This window comes from Dongia sp., assembly GCF_041909655.1.
Lineage (GTDB): Bacteria > Pseudomonadota > Alphaproteobacteria > Dongiales > Dongiaceae > Dongia.
Window position 1 is genome coordinate 17,197 of the sequence record NZ_JAYRDA010000005.1, and the last position, 18,860, is coordinate 36,056.

The following is an 18,860-nucleotide window of genomic DNA, read 5'->3' on the forward strand; positions in this document are numbered from 1 at the left end:
GCGGGTCTGGAGTTAGGCCGCCTCAGCCTCGGAACCCTGCGCGACGACTTCACGGCCGTCATAATGGCCGCAAGAGCCGCAAACGTGATGCGGGCGCTTCAACTCACCGCAATTCGGGCATTCGGCCGACGAGGCCACGGTCAGCGCATGGTGGCTGCGGCGCATGTTGCGACGCGACTTGCTGACTTTCTTCTTGGGGACTGCCATGATCCACTCTCTTCAAAAAAAAACGAGGCAGCACGACCTGCCGCCAATTGGCGCGTAAATAACCAAATTCCTGAGGGATGGCAAGCCTCTTGCCACGCCTCGCCAATAGCCACCCGCTTTGGGTCACCGGCCTCATTTGATCAACTTATCCAATCCGGCAAATGGCTTACGGGTCGCCGGCCGCTCTATTTCCGGCACCTCTAGCGGGCCAGCCTCATATTCTGTCGGAATTGCAGCATCTGCCTTGCGCGGGTAGGGATCAAGACCTAAGGATAAATGCTCCGCTACCAGGGCCCCGAGGTCAATCATTCCATCGACGATCGGCTCCGGCGGGTCCTGATCCTCATAATCGAGATCGATCTCAGTCAAGTCCGGCTCTTCCACCCCTTCGCCGAAAGTCACCCTGAACGATTCAGAGACCTTCGCCGGCACCGGCTCCAAGGTCACGACACAGGTCTGGATGACATCCGCTTCGAGACGACCCTTGATCTCGATAAGGCCCGAAGCGAGACGCCTCATCGACAAATCGGCAGCCAAGGAACCGATTGCCTGCAAATCCAGCAGATCGGCCAGGGCCTTGCATTCGGCGGCGTTCGCCTCGATCCGACGCTCGCTGCCCCGCGACGAAATCGAGCCCGCCTCGATTATTCTAGAAAATGCTTTTTGATCAGATAATTCAGGCATTTTTCTCAGCTAACTCAGTAATTCTGTGTGGTTGTGTCACTCGGGAATAGCGGGGGCGGTGGAAATTCAAAATAGCCCCGCAGGACCCGATCAACCGGCTGCCGGTCGGCCAATTCCTTGGCTTGTCGCAGATAGCGCGCAACAACCCGAACGGCCTCTAGGTTTGGCTCGACCGTCCCATAGAGATTTCGCCGGACTGCTCCTTCGACGTCCATCTGGTTACCGGCAAGAGCCGTTTCATAGGCCACGAAACGGCCCTGAAGGGCCTCGGTCATCACGCGGATCCGCTTGCCGACCCCGGCGTCCCCGGCGCCAAGCTGGCGCAGAGAGGCCTCCATATCCTGAATGGCGGTATCATAGAGCGCTTGGGCCAGGTCAGCGCCTCGCGGCCCCTGCCCTTTCAAACGCTGAAAAACCAGAAAGACATGAAGAGCCAGCATGTCAAACCGGCCATCGACCGAGTCCGGCACCCCCAGGTCACGGAAGAAGACCGGTTGCCTGGCCTGCGTCACCAGCCGATTAAACAATTGCGCGGCGATCTGATTGGCCGCGCTCGGCCCCCGCAGCAAACGCGAGAGCAAGCCGGTCATGGCTGATTGAGTCACTTGCCTTTTCCCTAACCGGGCCGGCCGGGAATAACCCAACCGCCCATTCGGCCGGAACTTGACGATTGTGGCGCCCGGTGCGAACTTGCCCGCGGCGCCGCCCCGTCCAAGGACGCGCGGCCGCAAACCTCGGCTGACGGTACTGACCGGTAGCCGCCGGTGCAACACCTTTGGCAGGATCCAGGTCGCTTACCATGACCACCTATTTTCACTGTATCCGGGACGCTTTGCCAAAAATGTGCCTGGCCGGGACGGTGATTCTCTCGATCTCGCTCGGCGCCTGCGCCCCCAAGATCGTTCAGCATGGAAACGTGCCGGACGAAGAGCAGGTCGTGCAGATTCAGCCCGGCCTCGACAACAAGACCCGAGTCCAGCAATTGCTGGGCTCTCCCTCGACTCAGGGATCCTTCGGCGACGAGGTCTGGTACTACGTTTCCAAGAAAACGACCCAGACCGCCTTCTTCGAGCCGGATGTCGTCGATCAGGGTGTGCTGGCGATCAGCTTCGACCAGGAAGGCATCGTCAACGACCTCAAGGTCTATGACCAGCGCGACGGCCGCCTGGTCGCCATGGTCGACCGCGTCACGCCGACCCATGGCAACGAACTGACCATCCTTCAGCAATTGCTGGGCAATCTCGGGCGCTTCGATCCCGATAGCTCCTCGTCGCCGGGCACCCCCGGCGGTGGCGGCAACCTGCCGACCGGGGGGGCCGGCGCGCCATAACCAAACCGCTTCATTCGATCGCATAAAAAAACCCCGGCCGATCACTCGGCCGGGGCATTCGTTTGGGCAAGCTGCCTCAGGCCGCCAGGGCGGCCAACAGCAGAAGCGCCACGATGTTGGTGATCTTGATCATCGGGTTGACCGCCGGGCCGGCCGTATCCTTATAAGGATCGCCAACCGTGTCGCCGGTCACCGCGGCCTTATGGGCGTCGGAGCCCTTGCCGCCGTGATGGCCGTCCTCGATATACTTCTTGGCATTGTCCCAGGCGCCGCCGCCAGAGGTCATCTGGATGGCAACGAAGAGGCCCGTGACGATGGTACCCAGCAGCATGGCGCCCAGGGCGATGAAGCCCTCAGCCTGACCCGCAACCGCATAGACCACGAAATAGAGCACGATCGGCGCCACCACCGGCAGCAGCGAGGGGATAATCATCTCCTTGATCGCCGCGGTGGTGAGCATGGCGACCGCCTTGCCGTATTCCGGCTTGGCTGTGCCTTCCATGATGCCCGGGATTTCCTTGAACTGGCGCCGCACTTCGACGACGACAGACCCGGCCGCACGACCCACCGCCATCATGCCCATCGCACCGAACAGGAACGGCATGGCGCCGCCGATGAACAAGCCGATGACAACATAAGGATTGTTGAGCTCGAACTTGATGGTATCGATGAGTTGCGGGAAGTAGTGCTTCAGATCCTCGGTGTACGCCGCGAACAAGACCAGTGCCGCGAGGGCCGCGGAACCGATGGCGTAACCTTTGGTGACGGCCTTGGTGGTGTTGCCGACCGCGTCGAGCGCGTCGGTCACCTTGCGCACCTCCGGCGGCAGTTCCGACATTTCGGCGATGCCGCCGGCATTGTCGGTGACCGGTCCATAAGCGTCGAGGGCGACGACGATGCCCGCCAGCGACAGCATCGTGGTGGCCGCCACGGCGATGCCATAGAGGCCCGCCAGGGAGAACGCCGCGATGATCGCCGCACAGATCACGATCACCGGCAGCGCAGTCGCTTCCATGGAAACGGCCAGACCCTGGATGATGTTCGTGCCATGACCGGTGGTCGAGGCTTGTGCCACGCTGCGGACGGGGCGGTAGGCGGTCGAGGTGTAGTATTCCGTGATCCAGACCAGAAGCCCGGTCACGGCCAGACCAACGATCGCGCACCAGAACAGACCGCTACCCGAGATGGCGAGGTCGCCCGCGGTGAAGATCGTTGAGAAACCCATCGTCCAGTGGATGATGGCAGCGATCAGCGCGATCGAGATCACGCCGGCCGCGATCAGGCCCTTGTAGAGGGCGCCCATGATGTTCTGGCTGGCACCGAGCCGGATGCAGAACATTCCGACCACGGAGCTGACAACCCCGACACCGCAGACAAGCAGCGGGAAGAGCATCATCTGCTCCTGCTGCAGGGGATCGATAAAGAAGATCGAGCCGAGCAACATCGTCGCCACCACGGTGACGGCGAAGGTTTCGAACAAATCTGCCGCCATGCCGGCGCAATCGCCGACATTGTCGCCGACATTGTCCGCGATGACAGCCGGATTGCGGGGATCATCCTCGGGGATACCGGCTTCGACCTTGCCCACCAGATCGGCGCCGACATCGGCGCCCTTGGTGAAGATGCCACCACCCAGTCGCGCAAAGATCGAGATCAGCGACGCACCGAAGGAGAGACCGACCAGGGCCTCCAGCATCGCCCGCATCTCAACGTTGCTGCCGCGCAGCACCATGTAATAGCCGGCAACACCCAGCAGGCCCAGACCGACCACCAGGAGGCCGGTGATGCCACCGGACTTCGCCGCGATGGCAAGTGCCGGGGCCATGCCGCTGCGCGCGGCTTCCGCCGTGCGGACATTGGCGCGGACCGAGACATTCATGCCGACATAGCCGGCGACGCCCGAGAGGATCGCACCAATGACGAAGCCATAGGCCGAGAGATCCGAGAGCGCGAAAAACAGAATGACCGCAACGACAATGCCGACGACGCCGATCGCGGTGTACTGCTTGTTCAGATAGGCCTTGGCGCCTTCCTGAATCGCCGCGGCGATTTCCTGCATGCGCGCGGTGCCGGCACTTGCCGCCAGCACGGATTTGGTGGCCCAGGCGCCATAGACGAGCGCGAGCACGCCGCATCCAATTACCAACCAGAGTAACGAATCCATTAGTCCATCCCCTCCATCAGAACTTGCTTTGTTATTGGGCCGACGCTTGGTGCCCTCGGGGTACCCCAGAGAAAGACCGTGCCAACCAATTCCTGGACCACGGCCTTCAGGCTCTGACAGGCCTCCCCAATTAAGCCTGCAGCGGTCATTCAAAGTGCCGCGACCTTAATGGAATCGGCCAGTGGTGGCAATATCTGGGGGCTTATCCGGGAATGGGGGCGCGAACGCCCCAAGATGTGGTCGAGTCGCCGCTGTACTTAGGCGAGACGCTGGCGCTGGCCGCGGCGGCGGACCTGGATGATCTCGGCCAGGATCGAGAGCGCGATCTCCTCGGGCGAGATGGCGCCAAGGTCGAGGCCGGCCGGCGCCCGCAGCGTTTCAAGGCGATCCGCCGGCACACCCTCTTCTGCCATTTGTGCGCGCAAGGCCGCAGCCTTTTTCGGGCTGCCGACGAAGGCGACATAGGATGCCGCGGCTCCGAGCGCTGTTTTCAGCGCCGCCCCGTCTCCCTTGCCCTGGGTCGAAACGACGATGAACCTTTCACCCGGCGGAAGATCGGAAAGATCGTAGCCATCTATTTCGCGGCCATCCAAATTCTCAAAGGCATCATGCTCGACTGCCGGCGCACAGATCGTCAGTGCGAAGCCCAAGCCCGCCGCCTGGCGCGCCAGGGCGATGGCAACCGGGCTTGATCCACAGACGATAAGCTGCGGTCGCGGCAGGAAGGGTTCGACGAAGACGTCCATGGTGCCCTGGCTGGGGCACATGTTCTTGGCAAAGGCGATGCCGGCCCGCTCGTCGCCCGGCCTCAGGCCCTGATCCTTCAGGAGATCCATAGGCTGGATCGAGACAAGGCGCGGATGGCCGTCCGCCAGCGCCGCCTGCGCCGCCTTCAAGACGGCAGCACGGGCGCAACCGCCGCCGATCCAGCCGCCCTCGATCGAGCCATCGGCCAGGATCACAGCCTTGGCGCCGGGCTTCGCCGCCGTCGCCGCCACCGTGCGCACGACGGTCGCCAGCGCAAAGGGTCGGTCGCCGCTTTTCATCGTGTTGACGAGATCGAGGATGTTGTCGCTGGTGACCATGGCCACCTCCTATAAACGGGCCAGCTTCGGCGCCAAGGCGGCAAGGCTGTCGAGATTGTGGGCGCTGGCCAGGAGATCGATGAACGGCAGTGCCGCCCGCATGCCGCGCGCTTCGGGACGGTAATCCGGCGAACCCAGAAGCGGGTTGAGCCAGACTAGGCGGCGGCAGCGGCGCTTCAGCGTGGCGAGCTCCGCGGTCAGGAGATCGGGGGCCCCGGCATCGAAGCCGTCCGAGAGGATGATGACGCAGGCGCGGCCCGAGAGCGCCGATTTGGCATGATGCCGGTTGAAGGTGGCGAGGCTCTCGCCAATCAGCGTGCCGCCGCCGAGGCCCTGGGCCATCAGCACCAGGCGGTCGATCGCGCGCTGTGGATCGGGTTCGCGCAAGGCGGGCGAGACATGGACCAGATGGGTGTGGAAGAGATAGGCATCGGCGATGCGCGATTTCAGCACCAGGCCGCGCAGGAATCGGGCGAAGGCGCGCATATAAGGTTCCATCGAGCCCGAGGCATCAAGCAGAGCCACGATGCGCATCGGTTCCTCGCGGCGCTGGCGGCGCACGAGATCGAGTGGCACGCCACCGCGCGCGATGCTGCGGCGGATGGTACGGCGGATATCCACGCGACCGTGATGCGAAGACCGGAAGCGGCGCGTGCGCCGCGCCCGCAAGGCGGCGGCGAGCTCGACCGCCACGTCTTCCGCCGCGCGCAAGGCAGCAGGATCGGCGATGTCCTTGAAATCGGTCTTGGTGGTCGCAGCCGCGGCGGAAGCACCTTCGGTCCGCATCTCCGAGGGTGACCCGGATTCCTCGATGCCGGTCTGGCTGCGCCAGGAATCAACGCTCAATCCGGCGCGGTGCGATCCGGCCTTTCCCGGCTGCGTCACCGTGGGCGCCTTCGATGGAACGGGCAAGTTCCGCTGGCGCAGCAGCGTCTTCACCGAGCGCCGCAGCCAGAAGGCATCGAAGATCTCGTCGAAGGCCGCCCATTGCTTCTGGTTGCGGCAACAGAGTGCCCGCAAGGTCTGGCGCCAGAGCAGTACCCGCTCACCAGCACCATGCGCCAGCGCCGTCAGCGCATCACCCAATTCCGTCGGGCCGATCCGGAAGCCGTGATCACGCAACACCCGCAGGAAGTGCGACATCTGCCGGCGCGCCAGCGGCCCGGCGCCATCGCTGAGAAGGGTGAGATCGGCGCTCATGCCACGCGCTCCAGCAGCCGGGTCCAGACCTCGCGCGGCAAGGCGGCGCGGTCCTGGTCGGTTTTGACCAGCGTCGCGATGACGTCGTAAGCGGCCTCGATATTGGCGCCGAGATCCTTGATGCCGAGCCCCATCAAGGCCGCCGCCCAATCGAGTGTCTCGGCGACGCCGGGCACCTTGACGAGGTTCTCCTTGCGGAAGCGGCCCACCGCCGCCGCGATCTGGGCGGCAAGATCGCTGTCGATGCCCGGCAAACGCGCGCGGATAATGCGCGCCTCGCGCTCGGCATCGGGATAGTCGATGTGGTGATAGAGGCAGCGCCGGCGCAAGGCATCGGAAAGATCGCGGGTGCCGTTCGAGGTGAGGATGACGAAGGGCCGCGCCTTGGCCGTGACCGTGCCTAGTTCCGGGATCGTGATCTGGAAATCGGAGAGGATCTCCAGCAGCAATGCCTCGAATTCCTGGTCGGCGCGGTCGATCTCGTCGATCAGCAGGACCGGCGCGCGGTCCTGGCGGATGGCTGCCAGTAAGGGCCGCTCCAGCAAATATTCCTCGCTGAAGACATGACGCTCGACGGCATCAGCATCGCCCGCATTCTCGCGTGCCTTGATCGCCAGCAATTGCCGCTGGTAGTTCCATTCATAGAGCGCCGATTGCTGGTCGAGCCCTTCATAGCATTGCAATCGGATAAGCCGGGTCGTCAGCAAGACGGAGAGGGCTTTCGCCACTTCCGTCTTGCCGACCCCCGCCTCCCCTTCCAGCAGCAGGGGCCTTCCCAGCAGGCCCATCAGCCAGATGGCGGTTGGCAATTCGGTATCCGGCACGTAGCCCGCCTCGACCAGAGCTTTCGCGATCCGGTCGCGATCGCCTGGAAGACCGTCCAGCATGCGCGCGGACCCTATTTGTGCAGCCCGAGCTTGTCGGCCGCCATCCAGGTGCGCCAATTGTCGTGCGGCATCTGGATATGCGTCGAGCCCAGGAACGCAAAGGCGTCGTTGATGGCATTGGAGAAGCAGGGCACGCCGCCGACATTGGGGCTTTCGCCCACCCCCTTGGCGCCGATAGGATGATGCGGCGAGGGCGTCACGGTGAAGTCGGTCTCCCAATGCGGCGTCTCGACCGCGGTCGGCAGGAAGTAATCCATGAGCGAGGCGGTCACCACATTGCCGTAATCGTCGTAGCGGATCTCCTGCCCCATCGCGATGCCGAAGGCCTCGGTGAGGCCGCCATGGATCTGGCCTTCGATAATCATCGGGTTGATGCGAGTGCCGCAATCGTCGAGGGCGTAGAAGCGCCGGATCTTGGTGCTGCCGGTATCGACATCGACATCGGCGACACAGATATAGGCGCCGAAGGGATAGGTCATGTTGGGCGGGTCGTAGTAATTGACCGCCTCCAGGCCCGGCTCCAGACCCGGCGGCGGCGCGTTATAGGAGGCCCAGGCGATCTCCTTCATGGTCTTGAACTTGTCCGGCGCACCCTTCACGCGGTAGCCATCGATATCCCATTCGAGATCGTATTCCGAAACCTCGAGAAGATGTGCCGCGATCATCTGCGCCTTGGCGCGGATCTTCCGGGCCGCCATGGCGATGGCGGCGCCGGCAACCGGCGTCGAGCGAGAGCCATAGGTGCCAAGACCGTAAGGCGCCGTATCGGTGTTCCCCTCCTCGATCATGATGTCGGCGGCGGGAATGCCGAGCTCGGTCGCGAGGATCTGGGCATAGGTCGTCTCGTGCCCCTGGCCCTGACTCTTGGTGCCCATGCGAGCAATGATCGAGCCGGTCGGATGAATGCGGATCTCGGCGGAATCGAACATGGCGATGCCGAGGATGTCGCAATTCTTGGAAGGGCCGGCACCGACGATCTCGGTGAAGAAGGCGATGCCGATACCCATCAATTCGCGTGTCTCGCCGCGCTTGAAGGCCGCCTGCTTCGCCTTCTGCTCGGCGCGCAGCTTATCGTAATCGACCGCCTTCAGCGCCTTGTCCATGGCGGTGTGGTAGTCGCCGGAATCGTATTCCCAGCCCAAGGCCGATTGATAAGGGAATTGCTCGGCGCGGACGAAATTCTTGATGCGCAATTGAGCCGGATCCATGCCCAGTTTCTGCGCCAACACATCCATCGCCCGTTCGACGCAATAGGCTGCCTCGGTGACGCGGAACGAGCAGCGATAGGCAACACCACCTGGCGCCTTGTTCGTATAGATGCCGTCGACTTCCAGATGCGCCACGGGGATGTCATAGGACCCGGTGACGATGTTGAAGAAGCCGGCGGGGTATTTGGTGGGATCGGCGCAAGCATCGAAGGCACCATGATCGGCCAGCACATGCACGCGCATGCCGGTGATCTTCCCGTCCTTGGTGGCGGCCAGTTCCGTGGTCATGTGATAATCGCGGGCAAAGGCGGTGGCCGAGAGGTTCTCGATGCGGTCCTCGACCCATTTCACCGGAACGCCCAGCACGATCGAGGCGACGATCGAGCAGATATAGCCGGGATAGGCGCCGACCTTGTTGCCGAATCCGCCGCCGATATCCGGGGCGATGACATGAATCTTGTGCTCAGGGATACCGGAGAGGAGCGAGCCCACCGTGCGAATGACGTGCGGGGCCTGGAATGTACCCCAAAGAGTCAGTTCGCCCTTGATCTTGTCCATCGAGGCAACGGCCGCGCAGGTTTCCAGCGGACAGGGATGCACGCGCTGGTAGGAGATCATTTCCTTGATCGTCACATCGGCCTTGGCAAAAGCGGCTTCCGTCGCGGATTTGTCGCCGACTTCCCAGGTGAAGATGTGGTTGTGATGCTTGCGCTTGCCATGGGCGCCGTCCATCTTGTCCTTGATGTCTTCGCGCAGGAGCGGGGCATCCGGCAACATTGCCTTGAAGGGGTCGATGACGACGGGGAGTTCCTCATATTCGACCTCGACCAGCTCGATCGCGTCGGCCGCGATGTAGCGATCCTCGGCGACCACGAAGGCTACTTCCTGGTTCTGGAAGAGCACCTTCTCTTCCGCCAGCACGGCCTGAACGTCGCCGGCCAGGGTCGGCATGTAATGGAGTTTGAGGGGCTTGAGTTCCGCCGCCGTCAGGACCGCCTTCACGCCAGGCAGGGCAAGGGCCTTGCTGACATCGATCTTCTTGATGCGGGCATGGGCATAGGGCGAGCGGACGAAATCGCCGAACACCATGCCGGGCAGCTTCACGTCATCGACGTAATTGCCCTTCCCCTGCACAAAGCGCACATCCTCGACGCGCTTCCGCTTGCAGCCCATGCCTTCCAGCTTGTCGCTGCGTTCCTTTTGGCTCGGGGTCATGTCGTTCATTCCGCGGCCTCCTTGAATTCGCGGCCATTCAATTTGGCGGCGGCGGCCTGGATGGCCTTGACGATGTTCTGATAGCCCGTGCAACGGCAGAGATTGCCGGCGATCCCGTAGCGGATCTCGGTTTCGGAAGGATCGGGAATTTCCTGCAGCAGGCGATGCGCGCGGGTGATCATGCCGGGGGTGCAGAAGCCGCATTGCAAACCGTGATGCTCGCGAAAGGCTTCTTGCAGGACATGGAGCGAGCCATCGGCATTGGCCATTCCTTCGATGGTCACGAGATCCGCGCCATCGGCCTGGACCGCGAACATGGTGCAGGACTTCACCGATTTGCCGTCGAGATCGACGGTACAGGCCCCGCAATGCGTGGTCTCGCAGCCGATATGGGGGCCGGTGAGACCGATTTGCTCGCGCAGGAAATGGATCAGCAAGGTGCGCGGCTCGACCAGCGCCTCGACTTCCTTGCCGTTGATCTTGATCTTCACATGGGATTTCGCCATGACGCTCTCCTCAAGCCGAAAGGCCGAGGGCGCGGATCAGCGCGCGCTCGGTCATGATGCCGGCCATCTGGCGGCGATAGACGACGGGACCGCGGGCATCGCTGGCGGGATCGCTGATAGCGGCTGCGGCCTGCCCGGCCTTCCTGCAGAGCATCTTATCGGGCGTTTGCCCAACCAGCAGGGCCGCCGCATCGGCAGCCAGCAAGGGCGTCTCGCCCACATTAGTGAGGGCGATGCTGGCGCCGGTCACCTTGCCGCCGCTGACCGAGAGCAGCACGGCCGCAGCCGCGATGGCGTAATCGCCGATCTTGCGCTTCAATTTCTCATAGGCCGCCTTGTGCCCGGCCGTCGGCATGGGAATGCGGATCGCGGTCACCAATTCACCGGGCTCCAGCGCCGTGAAATAGGCGCCCTGGTAGAATTCCCGCGCGGCCACCCGGCGCGTACCGCCCTTCCCCGCGATGTCGTAGCTTGCGTTGAGGCACATCATGACGGCCGGCATGTCGTTGCCGGGATCGCCATTGGCGACATTGCCGCCGATGGTCCCCACATAGCGGATCTGCGGATCGGCGATCTGCAAGGCCGCCTCTCGCAGCAGCGGAACCTTGGCCGCGAGTTCGGCCGAGCCGATCACCTCGTGCTGGGTGGTCATGGCGCCGATCACCATCTCGGCGCCTTCCACCCTGATGAAGTTGAGATCGCGGAGCCCGCGCAGGTCGATGAGATGCGATGGGCTGGCGAGCCGCATCTTCATCATGGGGATCAGGGAATGACCGCCGGCGATGGCGCGCGCGTCCTCGCCGAGATCGTTGAGCAGCCCGATGGCCTCGTTAAGGTTTTTCGGGCGATGGTAATCGAAGGCACCTGGAATCATGCCGCAATCCTCCCCTGGCTGGCTGGCCGACCTGCGTCGGCTGGCGTTCTTGCTCTTGTTAGGAGAGAGGGTGCTGGATGGTGCGGCGCAGTATCAAATTGCCCTGCACCAGACAGCGTTTCCGCGCATCAAATGCGGAATCGGCGCACGAATTGCGTCAATATTTCTGACAGTCTTCACGAACAACGCTCGACTTCGCTTGAGACTCCCAATTGCCGTCGCGCATGTTGCGGCGCGGCAAACAATGGGTCAGGAAGCGGCCTGCGTGAGCGGATGTGCCGGCAGCGAGAGCACGCGGCGCAGAAGCGGGATCTTGGCGCGGCTGACCGGCACGTCGACCGGCGGCATCGAGTTCAATTGGACCATGCCATGATCGCCCACCCGCCGCAGGCCGGCGACATGCCGCAGGCTGACGATATGGCTGCGGTGCACGCGGGCGAACTGGTTGGGGTCGAGACGCTTTTCCACCTCGCCGATCGAGAGTGAACAAAAGAGTTGGTCGGTGCCGGTGAATATATAGGTGTAATGCGCGTTGGCATGGATGGCGAGAATCTGGTCGATCGCCACCATCAGGGTGGCACCGTCGCGCTCGGCCGGCAGGCGGTCGCTGTAGCGCAAGGGCGCGCTGCCGACGCCGCCCAAGGGACCGAGCGCCGTGGTGCCGGGGAGATGCTGCGGGAGATGTGCCTCAACCAATTCCGGCATTGGCTCGGATGATTGGGATGCCGCCGCGGGTTCAACGAGGATGCGCGCCGAACGATCCGGCACCAGGATCAGGAAGAAGACGCCCGTCACTAGGAAGGCCACGACAGCAACCAGGATGGCGAGGAGATCGCTGGAGAGAACCGGCGAGAGAACTGCGCCCATGGCCGCCATCGGGTGCAGGGTGAGCCCGGCCATGGCGGTGTAATGCATGCCGGAAATGGCGAGGCCGAGGGCCACTGCGGATGCCGAGACCGGCAGAGCCACGCGGCGCCCGCCCAGGAAGGCGAGCCACAGGGCCCCGCCCGAGGCGATGATAGCGATGACGATACTGGCCACCACGGACCAGGGTGCGTGTTCGAGATGTGCGGCACCGTGGAGCGCGCTCATGCCGATGTAATGCATGGTGGCGATGCCGGCGCCCATGAAGATGGATGAGGCGGCGAGGCGCCAGGCAACGCGGCCTTCGAGCGCCACGGCGACCAGCGCCAGCCCCACCACCAGCACGCAGACCAGAAAGGAGAGCAAGGTCGGAAAGACCAGGAAGTCGATCTCGGCCGGCAGTTTCGCCGCCAGCATGCCGATGAAATGCATCGACCAGATGCCGATCCCCAAGGACAATGCTGCACCCGCGAGCAACGACCGCCGCCGCACCCCACTCGCCAATGGAATCTGCACGGCAAGCCGCAGCCCGACGAAGCTGCCCTGAATGGCGATCAGGATCGAGAGCAGAACCAGCCAGGGCTCGTGCGTTACCGTCATCGCATGCGACCACGCGTCTTGTGCCGCTGCCGAATATCGGGTGGCGGCTGTAAAACTGGCCGAATGTTACCCTTGGTATGCAACCGATGGGAAGGCCCGAGAGCGCGGTAGCGTCAGGCCGGTTTGGTGGCCCAGATGCGGGCCGGTCGCAATTCCCCCTTGTCGAGCACGACGGTCAGCGACCGCCAATCCTCGACGAAATGCGCATAGCCCTCGGCACCGAGTTCGTCCGCGATCATGGGGGCAAGTTCCCCCTTCATGCGGTCCAGCTCGCCATGGGCTTCGACCCGGTAGAGCTCGGTGATGTCTTCGAGGCGGATGTCGACGAAGCCGGCCTCATGCAGAAAAGTGTCGTATTCGGCCAACGTCACCAGATGATAGGTGAGCCCTTCCATCTCGAAGAAATAGTCCATGTCGCGGCTATAGGGGCCGGGCGACTTCATCCAATCGCCGGCAGCGATACGCCCGCCGGGTTTAAGGACGCGCAGAACTTCCGAGAAATGCGCCACCTTGTCGGGGATGTGCAGCCAGGCATCCTTGCCGAAGACGAGATCGAAACTGGCATCGGGAAAAGGCAATGGCCCCGGTTCCACCAGCTTGATCTCGATGCGGTTGTTGAGTCCGGCGCGGCGGATACGTTCCTGACCACGCTCGACGATGGCCGGCGCCACATCAATACCGGTCACTCTACCGGCGCCCAGCGTCAGCAGCACCTGATCGAGGCCGCCAAGGCCGCAGCCGATATCGAGGATGTGTTTCGAGCCAAGATCGATGCCGCTCATGATATCGCGCACCGCCTGCGGACCACCCGGCGACAAAAAGCCCTCGCCCCAGACCATCTGCAGAAGGGTCAACATGCCGCCGTCATATTCTTCGGTCGCGGAATCGGTCATGTGCGGCTCCCTCTCTTTTGTATCCGGCCTCTGCCGACAAGGCCGATAACCGTCAGCGTCGAAGACGATCTGCCAACGCGCGCCATGGCAGATCTCCATCCACTGCTAAAAATCTCACTCAGACCCAGATAGATATTCACAGAAGTCGAGAAGTCTGTCGATTTCGTCGGCGGCTACAGGAGAGCCCGCCTTCCAGCTCTTTGAGGCCGACTCCTTTGCTTCCTGGTAGACTTTGTCAGCGAGCTCAAGGTTTTCGACGGCTTCCCAGAACGAGCCACGCGAATTCTTTAGCGCGCTCAAATCGGTCGACAGGGATTTGTGGAAGCGCACCATGCAAGCCACTTCGTCACCGCTGCACGTGAGTGCGGTATATAGCTCGTCGCAGAATACACCGGCGCGCCGAGCGGGGTCCGTATATTGGGCATAGGCGCTCGCCAACAACAGCGCTGATAGCACGAGAAGAAATGCAGCCGCGATCAACTTGGCTGCTTTATTTCGCATGCTCATCGTTGCAGACTTCCATCAATTGTCTGGAATCTCACTCTGCCCCCCGATTTCTCACGGCGATCTGGACGCGGCTTCTCTCCCACCAATTTTGTCATGGCTCGCGAAGGCGGGCCATCCATGAATTTGCCCGCAGCTATTCTATATTCGGCCAGAAACTCGTGGATCCTCCGCCTTCGCGGAGGATGACAAGTGAGTTTAGGTGGGGCCAATTGCCTAAACTGAACACTCCGGGTCACGCCGGGACATGACGCTGGTGTTGGCGATAGCCGTAGCCGAGCGCCAGGGCGATCAGGATGACGGGCACGGTGGCACCCAGCAGGACCCAATCCCAGCCGAAGATCTGCTCGACCGTTCCCGCGGTGAAGGAACAGAGGGCGACGCTGGAGAAGATGGCGCAGTCGTTGAAGGCCTGGATCTTGGCGCGCTCGCTGGGGCGGTAGCATTTGGTGAGCTGGCTGGTGCCGGCCACGTAGAGGAAGTTCCAGCCCAGCCCCAGCAACACCAGCGCCAGCCAGAAATGCTGGATGTCGATGCCATAGAGTCCGATCGCGATGCACACGGCGTAACAGGCGACACCTATGCTCATCACGCGGAATTCGCCGAGGCGCTTGATGATATGGCCCGTGACGAAACTGGGCGCGAACATGGCCAGGACATGCCACTGGATCACGAAGGCGATGCCGGAATTGAGATCGAAGCCGCAGAAGGCCATGGCGAGCGGCGTCGCCGTCATGACGAAGGACATGACGCCGTAACCAAGCATGGCGGCGGCGATGGCCGAGAGCGCCAAGGGTTGCATCGCAATTTCGAGCAGCGGTCGCGCCGGTTGCGACATGGTTAGCGGCGTATCGCCGGCAATCGGCGGCAGGCGCAACGGCAACAGGAGCAACACGACCAGCACCGACAAGAGGACTACGAAGAGGAAGCCGCCGGCGAAGAGATGCGGTGTCAAAAAATCCTGACCGTATTTGGCAAGTTCCGGACCGAAGATGGCCGCGATGACGCCGCCCGCCATCACCAGCGAAATTGCCTTGGGCCGGAACGCATCATCGGCCGCCTCGGCCGCCGCGAAACGGTAGAACAGGGTGAAGGCCGCCGAGACGCCGAAGATCGCGTTGCCGAAGGCGAACAGCCAGAAACTGGCGATGTAGGTCGCGGCGGCCATGACGAGCCCGCCGAGGATGCCGATCCAGGCGCCCAGCATGAAGCCGCGGCGACGCCCCCATTTTTTCATCAGGAAAGAAGCCGGGAAGGTCGTCGCCATGGTGGCGATGAATTGCAAGGCCAGCGGCAGCGTGTCGATGCCTTCGATCGGCGCCAGCATCCGTCCGGTCAAGGCCGAGGTGGCGATCATGACCACGTTGCAGGTCATCGCCGTGGCCTGGGCCATGGCGAGGAAGAAGACGGCCTTGTGGGCGGTACGCAATGCGGTCACGTTGATGTCCTCAGGGCCTATTCCTGGTCCCTGATCTCCATATTGGTGATGGTGAGGTCGTAGAGGCGGCTTTCGCCGAATTTCTGTGTCAGTGCCTTGAGCAATCGTTCCCGGATCAGCTTGGCGTCATAGCCGCCCTGCTCCACCAGCTTGCGCGGCAGCAGCCCATGCAATTCGGTGACGATCGTGTCTTGGATGAGCGGCAGGTGATCCTCAACCCAGGCCTGATTTTCGGCTCCGTCGACCGTCAGATTGAGCACGAACCAGATGGTCCGCTTGGCCGCGGATTCCTTGACCACGCTGACGCCGAACGGCCCCAGCGGAATCTGGCTGAGTTCCGGCGGCGGCGCCTCTTCGACGACGGCCTCGGCACCTTCTTCGGGCGGACGCAAGAAAAACCACCAGGCGGCGGCACCCCCGCCGCCGAGCAAGATCAGCAAGACCAGAATAATGATGAGTTTCTTCATGCCCTGATCAGTTTTCTTGCCTTGCGTGGGTCGCGCCCAAAAATGCCATATTCGGTTGCCACTCTACACGAAGCATCTGATTCCCCGAAAGCAGAGGATTTTCATGACCATAGGCGCCGTCATCTTCGATTTCGGCAATGTTCTGATCGGTTGGGACCCCGAGAATCTCTATCGCCGCCTCATTCCCGATGCCGCCGAGCGCGGGGCCTTCCTGCGCGACATTTGCAGCCCGGCCTGGAACCTGGAACAGGATCGCGGTCGCCCCTGGGCAGAGGCGATCGATCTGCTGGTCACCGAGCACCCGCGGCATGAGCCGCTCATCCGTGCCTTCTACAATCAGTGGGATGAAATGATTTCAGGGCCGGTGGCCGAGGGCCATGACCTGCTGCGCCGCGTCGCAGCGGCCAGCATACCAGCTTATGGCCTCACCAACTGGTCGGGAGAGACCTACGACCGGACGGTGCCCAATTTCGGCTTCCTGGAACATCTCGAATACGTTGCAGTGTCCGGCCATCTTCGCATGGTGAAGCCGGAGCCGGAGATCTTTCACCACCTGCTGGAGCGGATCGCGCAGCCACCGCAGCATTGCCTGTTCATCGACGACAATGCCGCCAACATCGCGACGGCGGAACGTATCGGCCTGAAGACGATCCATTTCCAGAATGACGGGACAACCTTGGAGAAGGCGCGGTCGCTGGGCCTGAACGTCTAGAAATGCCGATAGCCGCCCGTGACCATGGCCATGTCGCCACCATCGCGGTCAACCACATGCACACCAGCCCCGGAGGTGATCTCGCCAATGACGCTGAGCGGCGTGCCGATCTCGGCGGCGAGGCCCAGCAAGGCGGGAACGTCATTGGGTGCCGCCGTCAGCAGCAATTCGTAATCGTCGCCGCCGGTGAGGATCAGCGGCAGGAGATCGGTCGCCTCGGCCAGGATCTCGGCGGCAGCCGAGGACAAGGGCACCTCGGCGGCGCGCAAGGTGGCGCCCAGGCCTGACGCTTCGGCAATATGCGCGAGATCGCCGACGAGACCATCGGAGACGTCCATCATCGCATGTACAAGCCCGCTCGCCATGAGTGCCTGGCCGAGCGCCACGCGCGGCTGCGGGAGGTGATAGCGATCCGCCAGGAACTTTCGCTCGTGGCTTGGCAGTTCGAGAAATTCGTGGCGCAGGACCTTGAGACCTAGCGCACCGTCGCCGATCGTGCCGGATACCAGGACGGCATCGCCGGCCTTGGCCCCGTTGCGGCGCAAGGCGCAACCCATCGGGACCGTGCCGATCGCGGTAAGGGTCAGACTGAGCGGGCCGGGTGTCGCGACCGTGTCGCCGCCCAGGAGGCCGACCCCGAATTCCGCCTGGTCAGCGGCAAGCCCCTTGGCGAAGGCCGCGACCCAGGCTTCATCGGTTTCCGCCGTGAAGGCCGTGGTCATCAGATAGCCGACCGGCCTGGCACCTTTGGCGGCAAGGTCGGAGAGATTGACGCGCAGGAGCTTCCGCGCCACCAAATCGGCCGGGTCATCGGCCAGAAAATGGATGCCGGCCACCAGCGCATCGACGGTGAGGACCAGTTCCTCACCCAGCGGCAGGGCATAGGTGCAGGCATCGTCCTGCAGGCCGAGCGCCCCCGGCATCCCGGCGCTCAACGGCGCAAAATAGCGGGCGATGAGATCGAATTCGCCCGGCAGCTTGCTAGCGGGCGGAATGGCCACCGCGTGCCGCTCCCATCTCGTCCGGCCGCAATTCATGGGCCAGCTTGTCGAGGACACCGTTGGTCATCGCCGTTTCCTTGTCGCCGAAGAAGGCGTCGGTCACGGCGAGATATTCGCTGATCACCACCTTGGGCGGGACGTCCTGGCGATGGGCCAGTTCGAAAGCCCCCGCCCGCATCACCGCGCGCAGGATCGATTCCAGCCGCTCCACCCGCCATTCCTCGGAGAGGACCGCCGAGAGCATGTCGTCGAGCTGTTCCACATCGGCCGCGACACCGCGCACGATTTCGGCGAAGAGCTTGCGGTCGGGGGGCGCCAATTGGGATTCGTCACCCGCCGCCGCGGCCTTGCGCACCATGCGGTGGGCGCCGAATTCGGCGATGATGGCGTCCGGCTTGGCACCGGTCTGTTCCCATTGATAGAGCGCCTGCACGGCGGCAAGTCGCGCCGCCCTGCGCTCCAGGGCCAATTGCTGACTGCGTTCCTTGCCCGAGAGCGGTTTTTCTTCGGCCATCGTGATCAGCCCTGGGCCAGACGCTGGCGGGTCTTGATCAGCGCCAGTGCCGCGAGGGCGGCGCCGCCGCCCTTGTCGAGCTCATTCGCCCGGGCGCGCGCCCAGGCCTGTTCCTCGGTCTCGCAGGTGAGGATACCGTTGCCGATACAGAGGCCGAACTCGGTCCCGAGAGTCATGATGCCGCGGGCGCTCTCGTTGCAGACCGTGTCGTAATGGGTGGTCTCGCCCCGCAACACGCAGCCCAGACCGACATAGCCGTCGAAGGGGCGCTTCATCTTGCCAGCGGCCAAGTGCGCGAGGCGGATCGCGATCGGGATCTCGAGGGCGCCGGGGACGGCAAAACGTTCATAGGTGGCGCCGGCACCCTTGAGGGCGCGCTCGGCGCCTTCCCAGAGGGCGTCGGAGATGTCGTCATAGAAGCGGGCTTCGACGACCATGATATGCGGCTTGTCGGTCATGATTCCTAAGGGTCCGTGAGGGCTGATGGGCGCCCCGATTTCCTGGTTG

The 18,860-nt window shown here is 63.1% G+C and carries 20 protein-coding genes; 2 read left to right on the top strand and 18 right to left on the bottom strand.

Translation table 11 applies throughout. From position 1 onward, the window contains the following. Window positions 1–12: 12 nt before the first annotated feature. The 3 genes from rpmF to ACE3PR_RS11225 form a co-directional block, all read right to left on the bottom strand. Window positions 13–207, bottom strand: coding sequence for a 50S ribosomal protein L32 (rpmF, locus tag ACE3PR_RS11215; RefSeq protein WP_374371740.1), 195 nt, complete (start codon window positions 205–207; stop codon window positions 13–15). A 132-nt stretch (window positions 208–339) separates the two neighbouring features. Further along, complete coding sequence (locus ACE3PR_RS11220; protein ID WP_374371742.1) at window positions 340–891, bottom strand: DUF177 domain-containing protein; 552 nt, start codon at window positions 889–891, stop codon at window positions 340–342. Between the two features lie 14 nt (window positions 892–905). Next, on the bottom strand, window positions 906–1,481 hold the full coding sequence (locus tag ACE3PR_RS11225) for a ubiquinol-cytochrome C chaperone family protein (RefSeq protein ID WP_374371744.1): 576 nt from the start codon (window positions 1,479–1,481) through the stop codon (window positions 906–908). 209 nt (window positions 1,482–1,690) lie between these two features. Between ACE3PR_RS11225 and ACE3PR_RS11230 the strand changes: the two genes are divergently transcribed. Next, complete coding sequence (locus tag ACE3PR_RS11230) at window positions 1,691–2,221, top strand: outer membrane protein assembly factor BamE (RefSeq protein ID WP_374371746.1); 531 nt, start codon at window positions 1,691–1,693, stop codon at window positions 2,219–2,221. A gap of 76 nt (window positions 2,222–2,297) precedes the next feature. On the opposite strand, the gene ACE3PR_RS11235 is transcribed toward ACE3PR_RS11230, so the two are convergent. From ACE3PR_RS11235 to ACE3PR_RS11290, 12 genes are all read right to left on the bottom strand, one after another. Beyond that, complete coding sequence (locus tag ACE3PR_RS11235) at window positions 2,298–4,385, bottom strand: sodium-translocating pyrophosphatase (protein ID WP_374371749.1); 2,088 nt, start codon at window positions 4,383–4,385, stop codon at window positions 2,298–2,300. Window positions 4,386–4,642: 257 nt separating this feature from the next. Then, window positions 4,643–5,470: an XdhC family protein gene (locus ACE3PR_RS11240; RefSeq protein WP_374371751.1), complete on the bottom strand. Its 828-nt coding sequence runs from the start codon at window positions 5,468–5,470 to the stop codon at window positions 4,643–4,645. Window positions 5,471–5,479: 9 nt separating this feature from the next. After that, a complete protein-coding gene (locus tag ACE3PR_RS11245) occupies window positions 5,480–6,670 on the bottom strand; it encodes a VWA domain-containing protein (protein ID WP_374371753.1) in 1,191 nt (396 codons plus the stop codon). Then, a complete protein-coding gene (locus ACE3PR_RS11250; protein ID WP_374371754.1) occupies window positions 6,667–7,557 on the bottom strand; it encodes an AAA family ATPase in 891 nt (296 codons plus the stop codon). Before ACE3PR_RS11250 ends, ACE3PR_RS11245 begins: the two co-directional genes overlap by 4 nt. A gap of 11 nt (window positions 7,558–7,568) precedes the next feature. Then, window positions 7,569–9,989 carry an aerobic carbon-monoxide dehydrogenase large subunit gene (locus ACE3PR_RS11255; RefSeq protein ID WP_374371756.1) on the bottom strand — a complete coding sequence of 807 codons (2,421 nt, stop codon included), beginning with the start codon at window positions 9,987–9,989 and terminating at the stop codon, window positions 7,569–7,571. Continuing rightward, a complete protein-coding gene (locus ACE3PR_RS11260) occupies window positions 9,986–10,486 on the bottom strand; it encodes a (2Fe-2S)-binding protein (RefSeq protein WP_374371758.1) in 501 nt (166 codons plus the stop codon). The genes ACE3PR_RS11255 and ACE3PR_RS11260 overlap by 4 nt, the downstream gene beginning before the upstream one ends. Before the next feature lie 10 nt (window positions 10,487–10,496). After that, the gene (locus tag ACE3PR_RS11265) at window positions 10,497–11,360 is read right to left on the bottom strand and encodes a xanthine dehydrogenase family protein subunit M (protein WP_374371760.1); all 864 of its coding nucleotides are present in this window, start codon (window positions 11,358–11,360) and stop codon (window positions 10,497–10,499) included. 249 nt (window positions 11,361–11,609) lie between these two features. After that, entirely contained in the window at window positions 11,610–12,824 is a 1,215-nt protein-coding gene (locus ACE3PR_RS11270) for an MHYT domain-containing protein (protein ID WP_374371762.1), read from the bottom strand. A gap of 113 nt (window positions 12,825–12,937) precedes the next feature. Next, window positions 12,938–13,717: a methyltransferase domain-containing protein gene (locus ACE3PR_RS11275; protein ID WP_374371764.1), complete on the bottom strand. Its 780-nt coding sequence runs from the start codon at window positions 13,715–13,717 to the stop codon at window positions 12,938–12,940. 114 nt (window positions 13,718–13,831) lie between these two features. Beyond that, window positions 13,832–14,224, bottom strand: coding sequence for a hypothetical protein (locus tag ACE3PR_RS11280; protein WP_374371766.1), 393 nt, complete (start codon window positions 14,222–14,224; stop codon window positions 13,832–13,834). A 232-nt stretch (window positions 14,225–14,456) separates the two neighbouring features. Next, window positions 14,457–15,659 (bottom strand): MFS transporter, encoded by a 1,203-nt coding sequence (locus ACE3PR_RS11285; RefSeq protein WP_374371768.1) that lies wholly within the window; start codon window positions 15,657–15,659, stop codon window positions 14,457–14,459. A 17-nt stretch (window positions 15,660–15,676) separates the two neighbouring features. Then, the gene (locus ACE3PR_RS11290) at window positions 15,677–16,126 is read right to left on the bottom strand and encodes a hypothetical protein (RefSeq protein ID WP_374371770.1); all 450 of its coding nucleotides are present in this window, start codon (window positions 16,124–16,126) and stop codon (window positions 15,677–15,679) included. Between the two features lie 103 nt (window positions 16,127–16,229). On the opposite strand from ACE3PR_RS11290, the gene ACE3PR_RS11295 reads away from it, so the two are divergent. Next, the gene (locus ACE3PR_RS11295; RefSeq protein WP_374371772.1) at window positions 16,230–16,838 is read left to right on the top strand and encodes an HAD family hydrolase; all 609 of its coding nucleotides are present in this window, start codon (window positions 16,230–16,232) and stop codon (window positions 16,836–16,838) included. Here the strand turns inward: ACE3PR_RS11295 and thiL are convergent. From thiL to ribH, 3 genes are read right to left on the bottom strand one after another with little or no spacing between them, the layout of a single operon-like run. Continuing rightward, window positions 16,835–17,839, bottom strand: coding sequence for a thiamine-phosphate kinase (gene thiL, locus ACE3PR_RS11300; protein WP_374371775.1), 1,005 nt, complete (start codon window positions 17,837–17,839; stop codon window positions 16,835–16,837). The genes ACE3PR_RS11295 and thiL overlap by 4 nt on opposite strands. Then, window positions 17,820–18,353 (bottom strand): transcription antitermination factor NusB, encoded by a 534-nt coding sequence (gene nusB / locus ACE3PR_RS11305; RefSeq protein WP_374371777.1) that lies wholly within the window; start codon window positions 18,351–18,353, stop codon window positions 17,820–17,822. The genes thiL and nusB overlap by 20 nt, the downstream gene beginning before the upstream one ends. A 5-nt stretch (window positions 18,354–18,358) precedes the next feature. Next, entirely contained in the window at window positions 18,359–18,811 is a 453-nt protein-coding gene (ribH, locus tag ACE3PR_RS11310; protein WP_374371779.1) for a 6,7-dimethyl-8-ribityllumazine synthase, read from the bottom strand. Window positions 18,812–18,860: the final 49 nt, after the last annotated feature.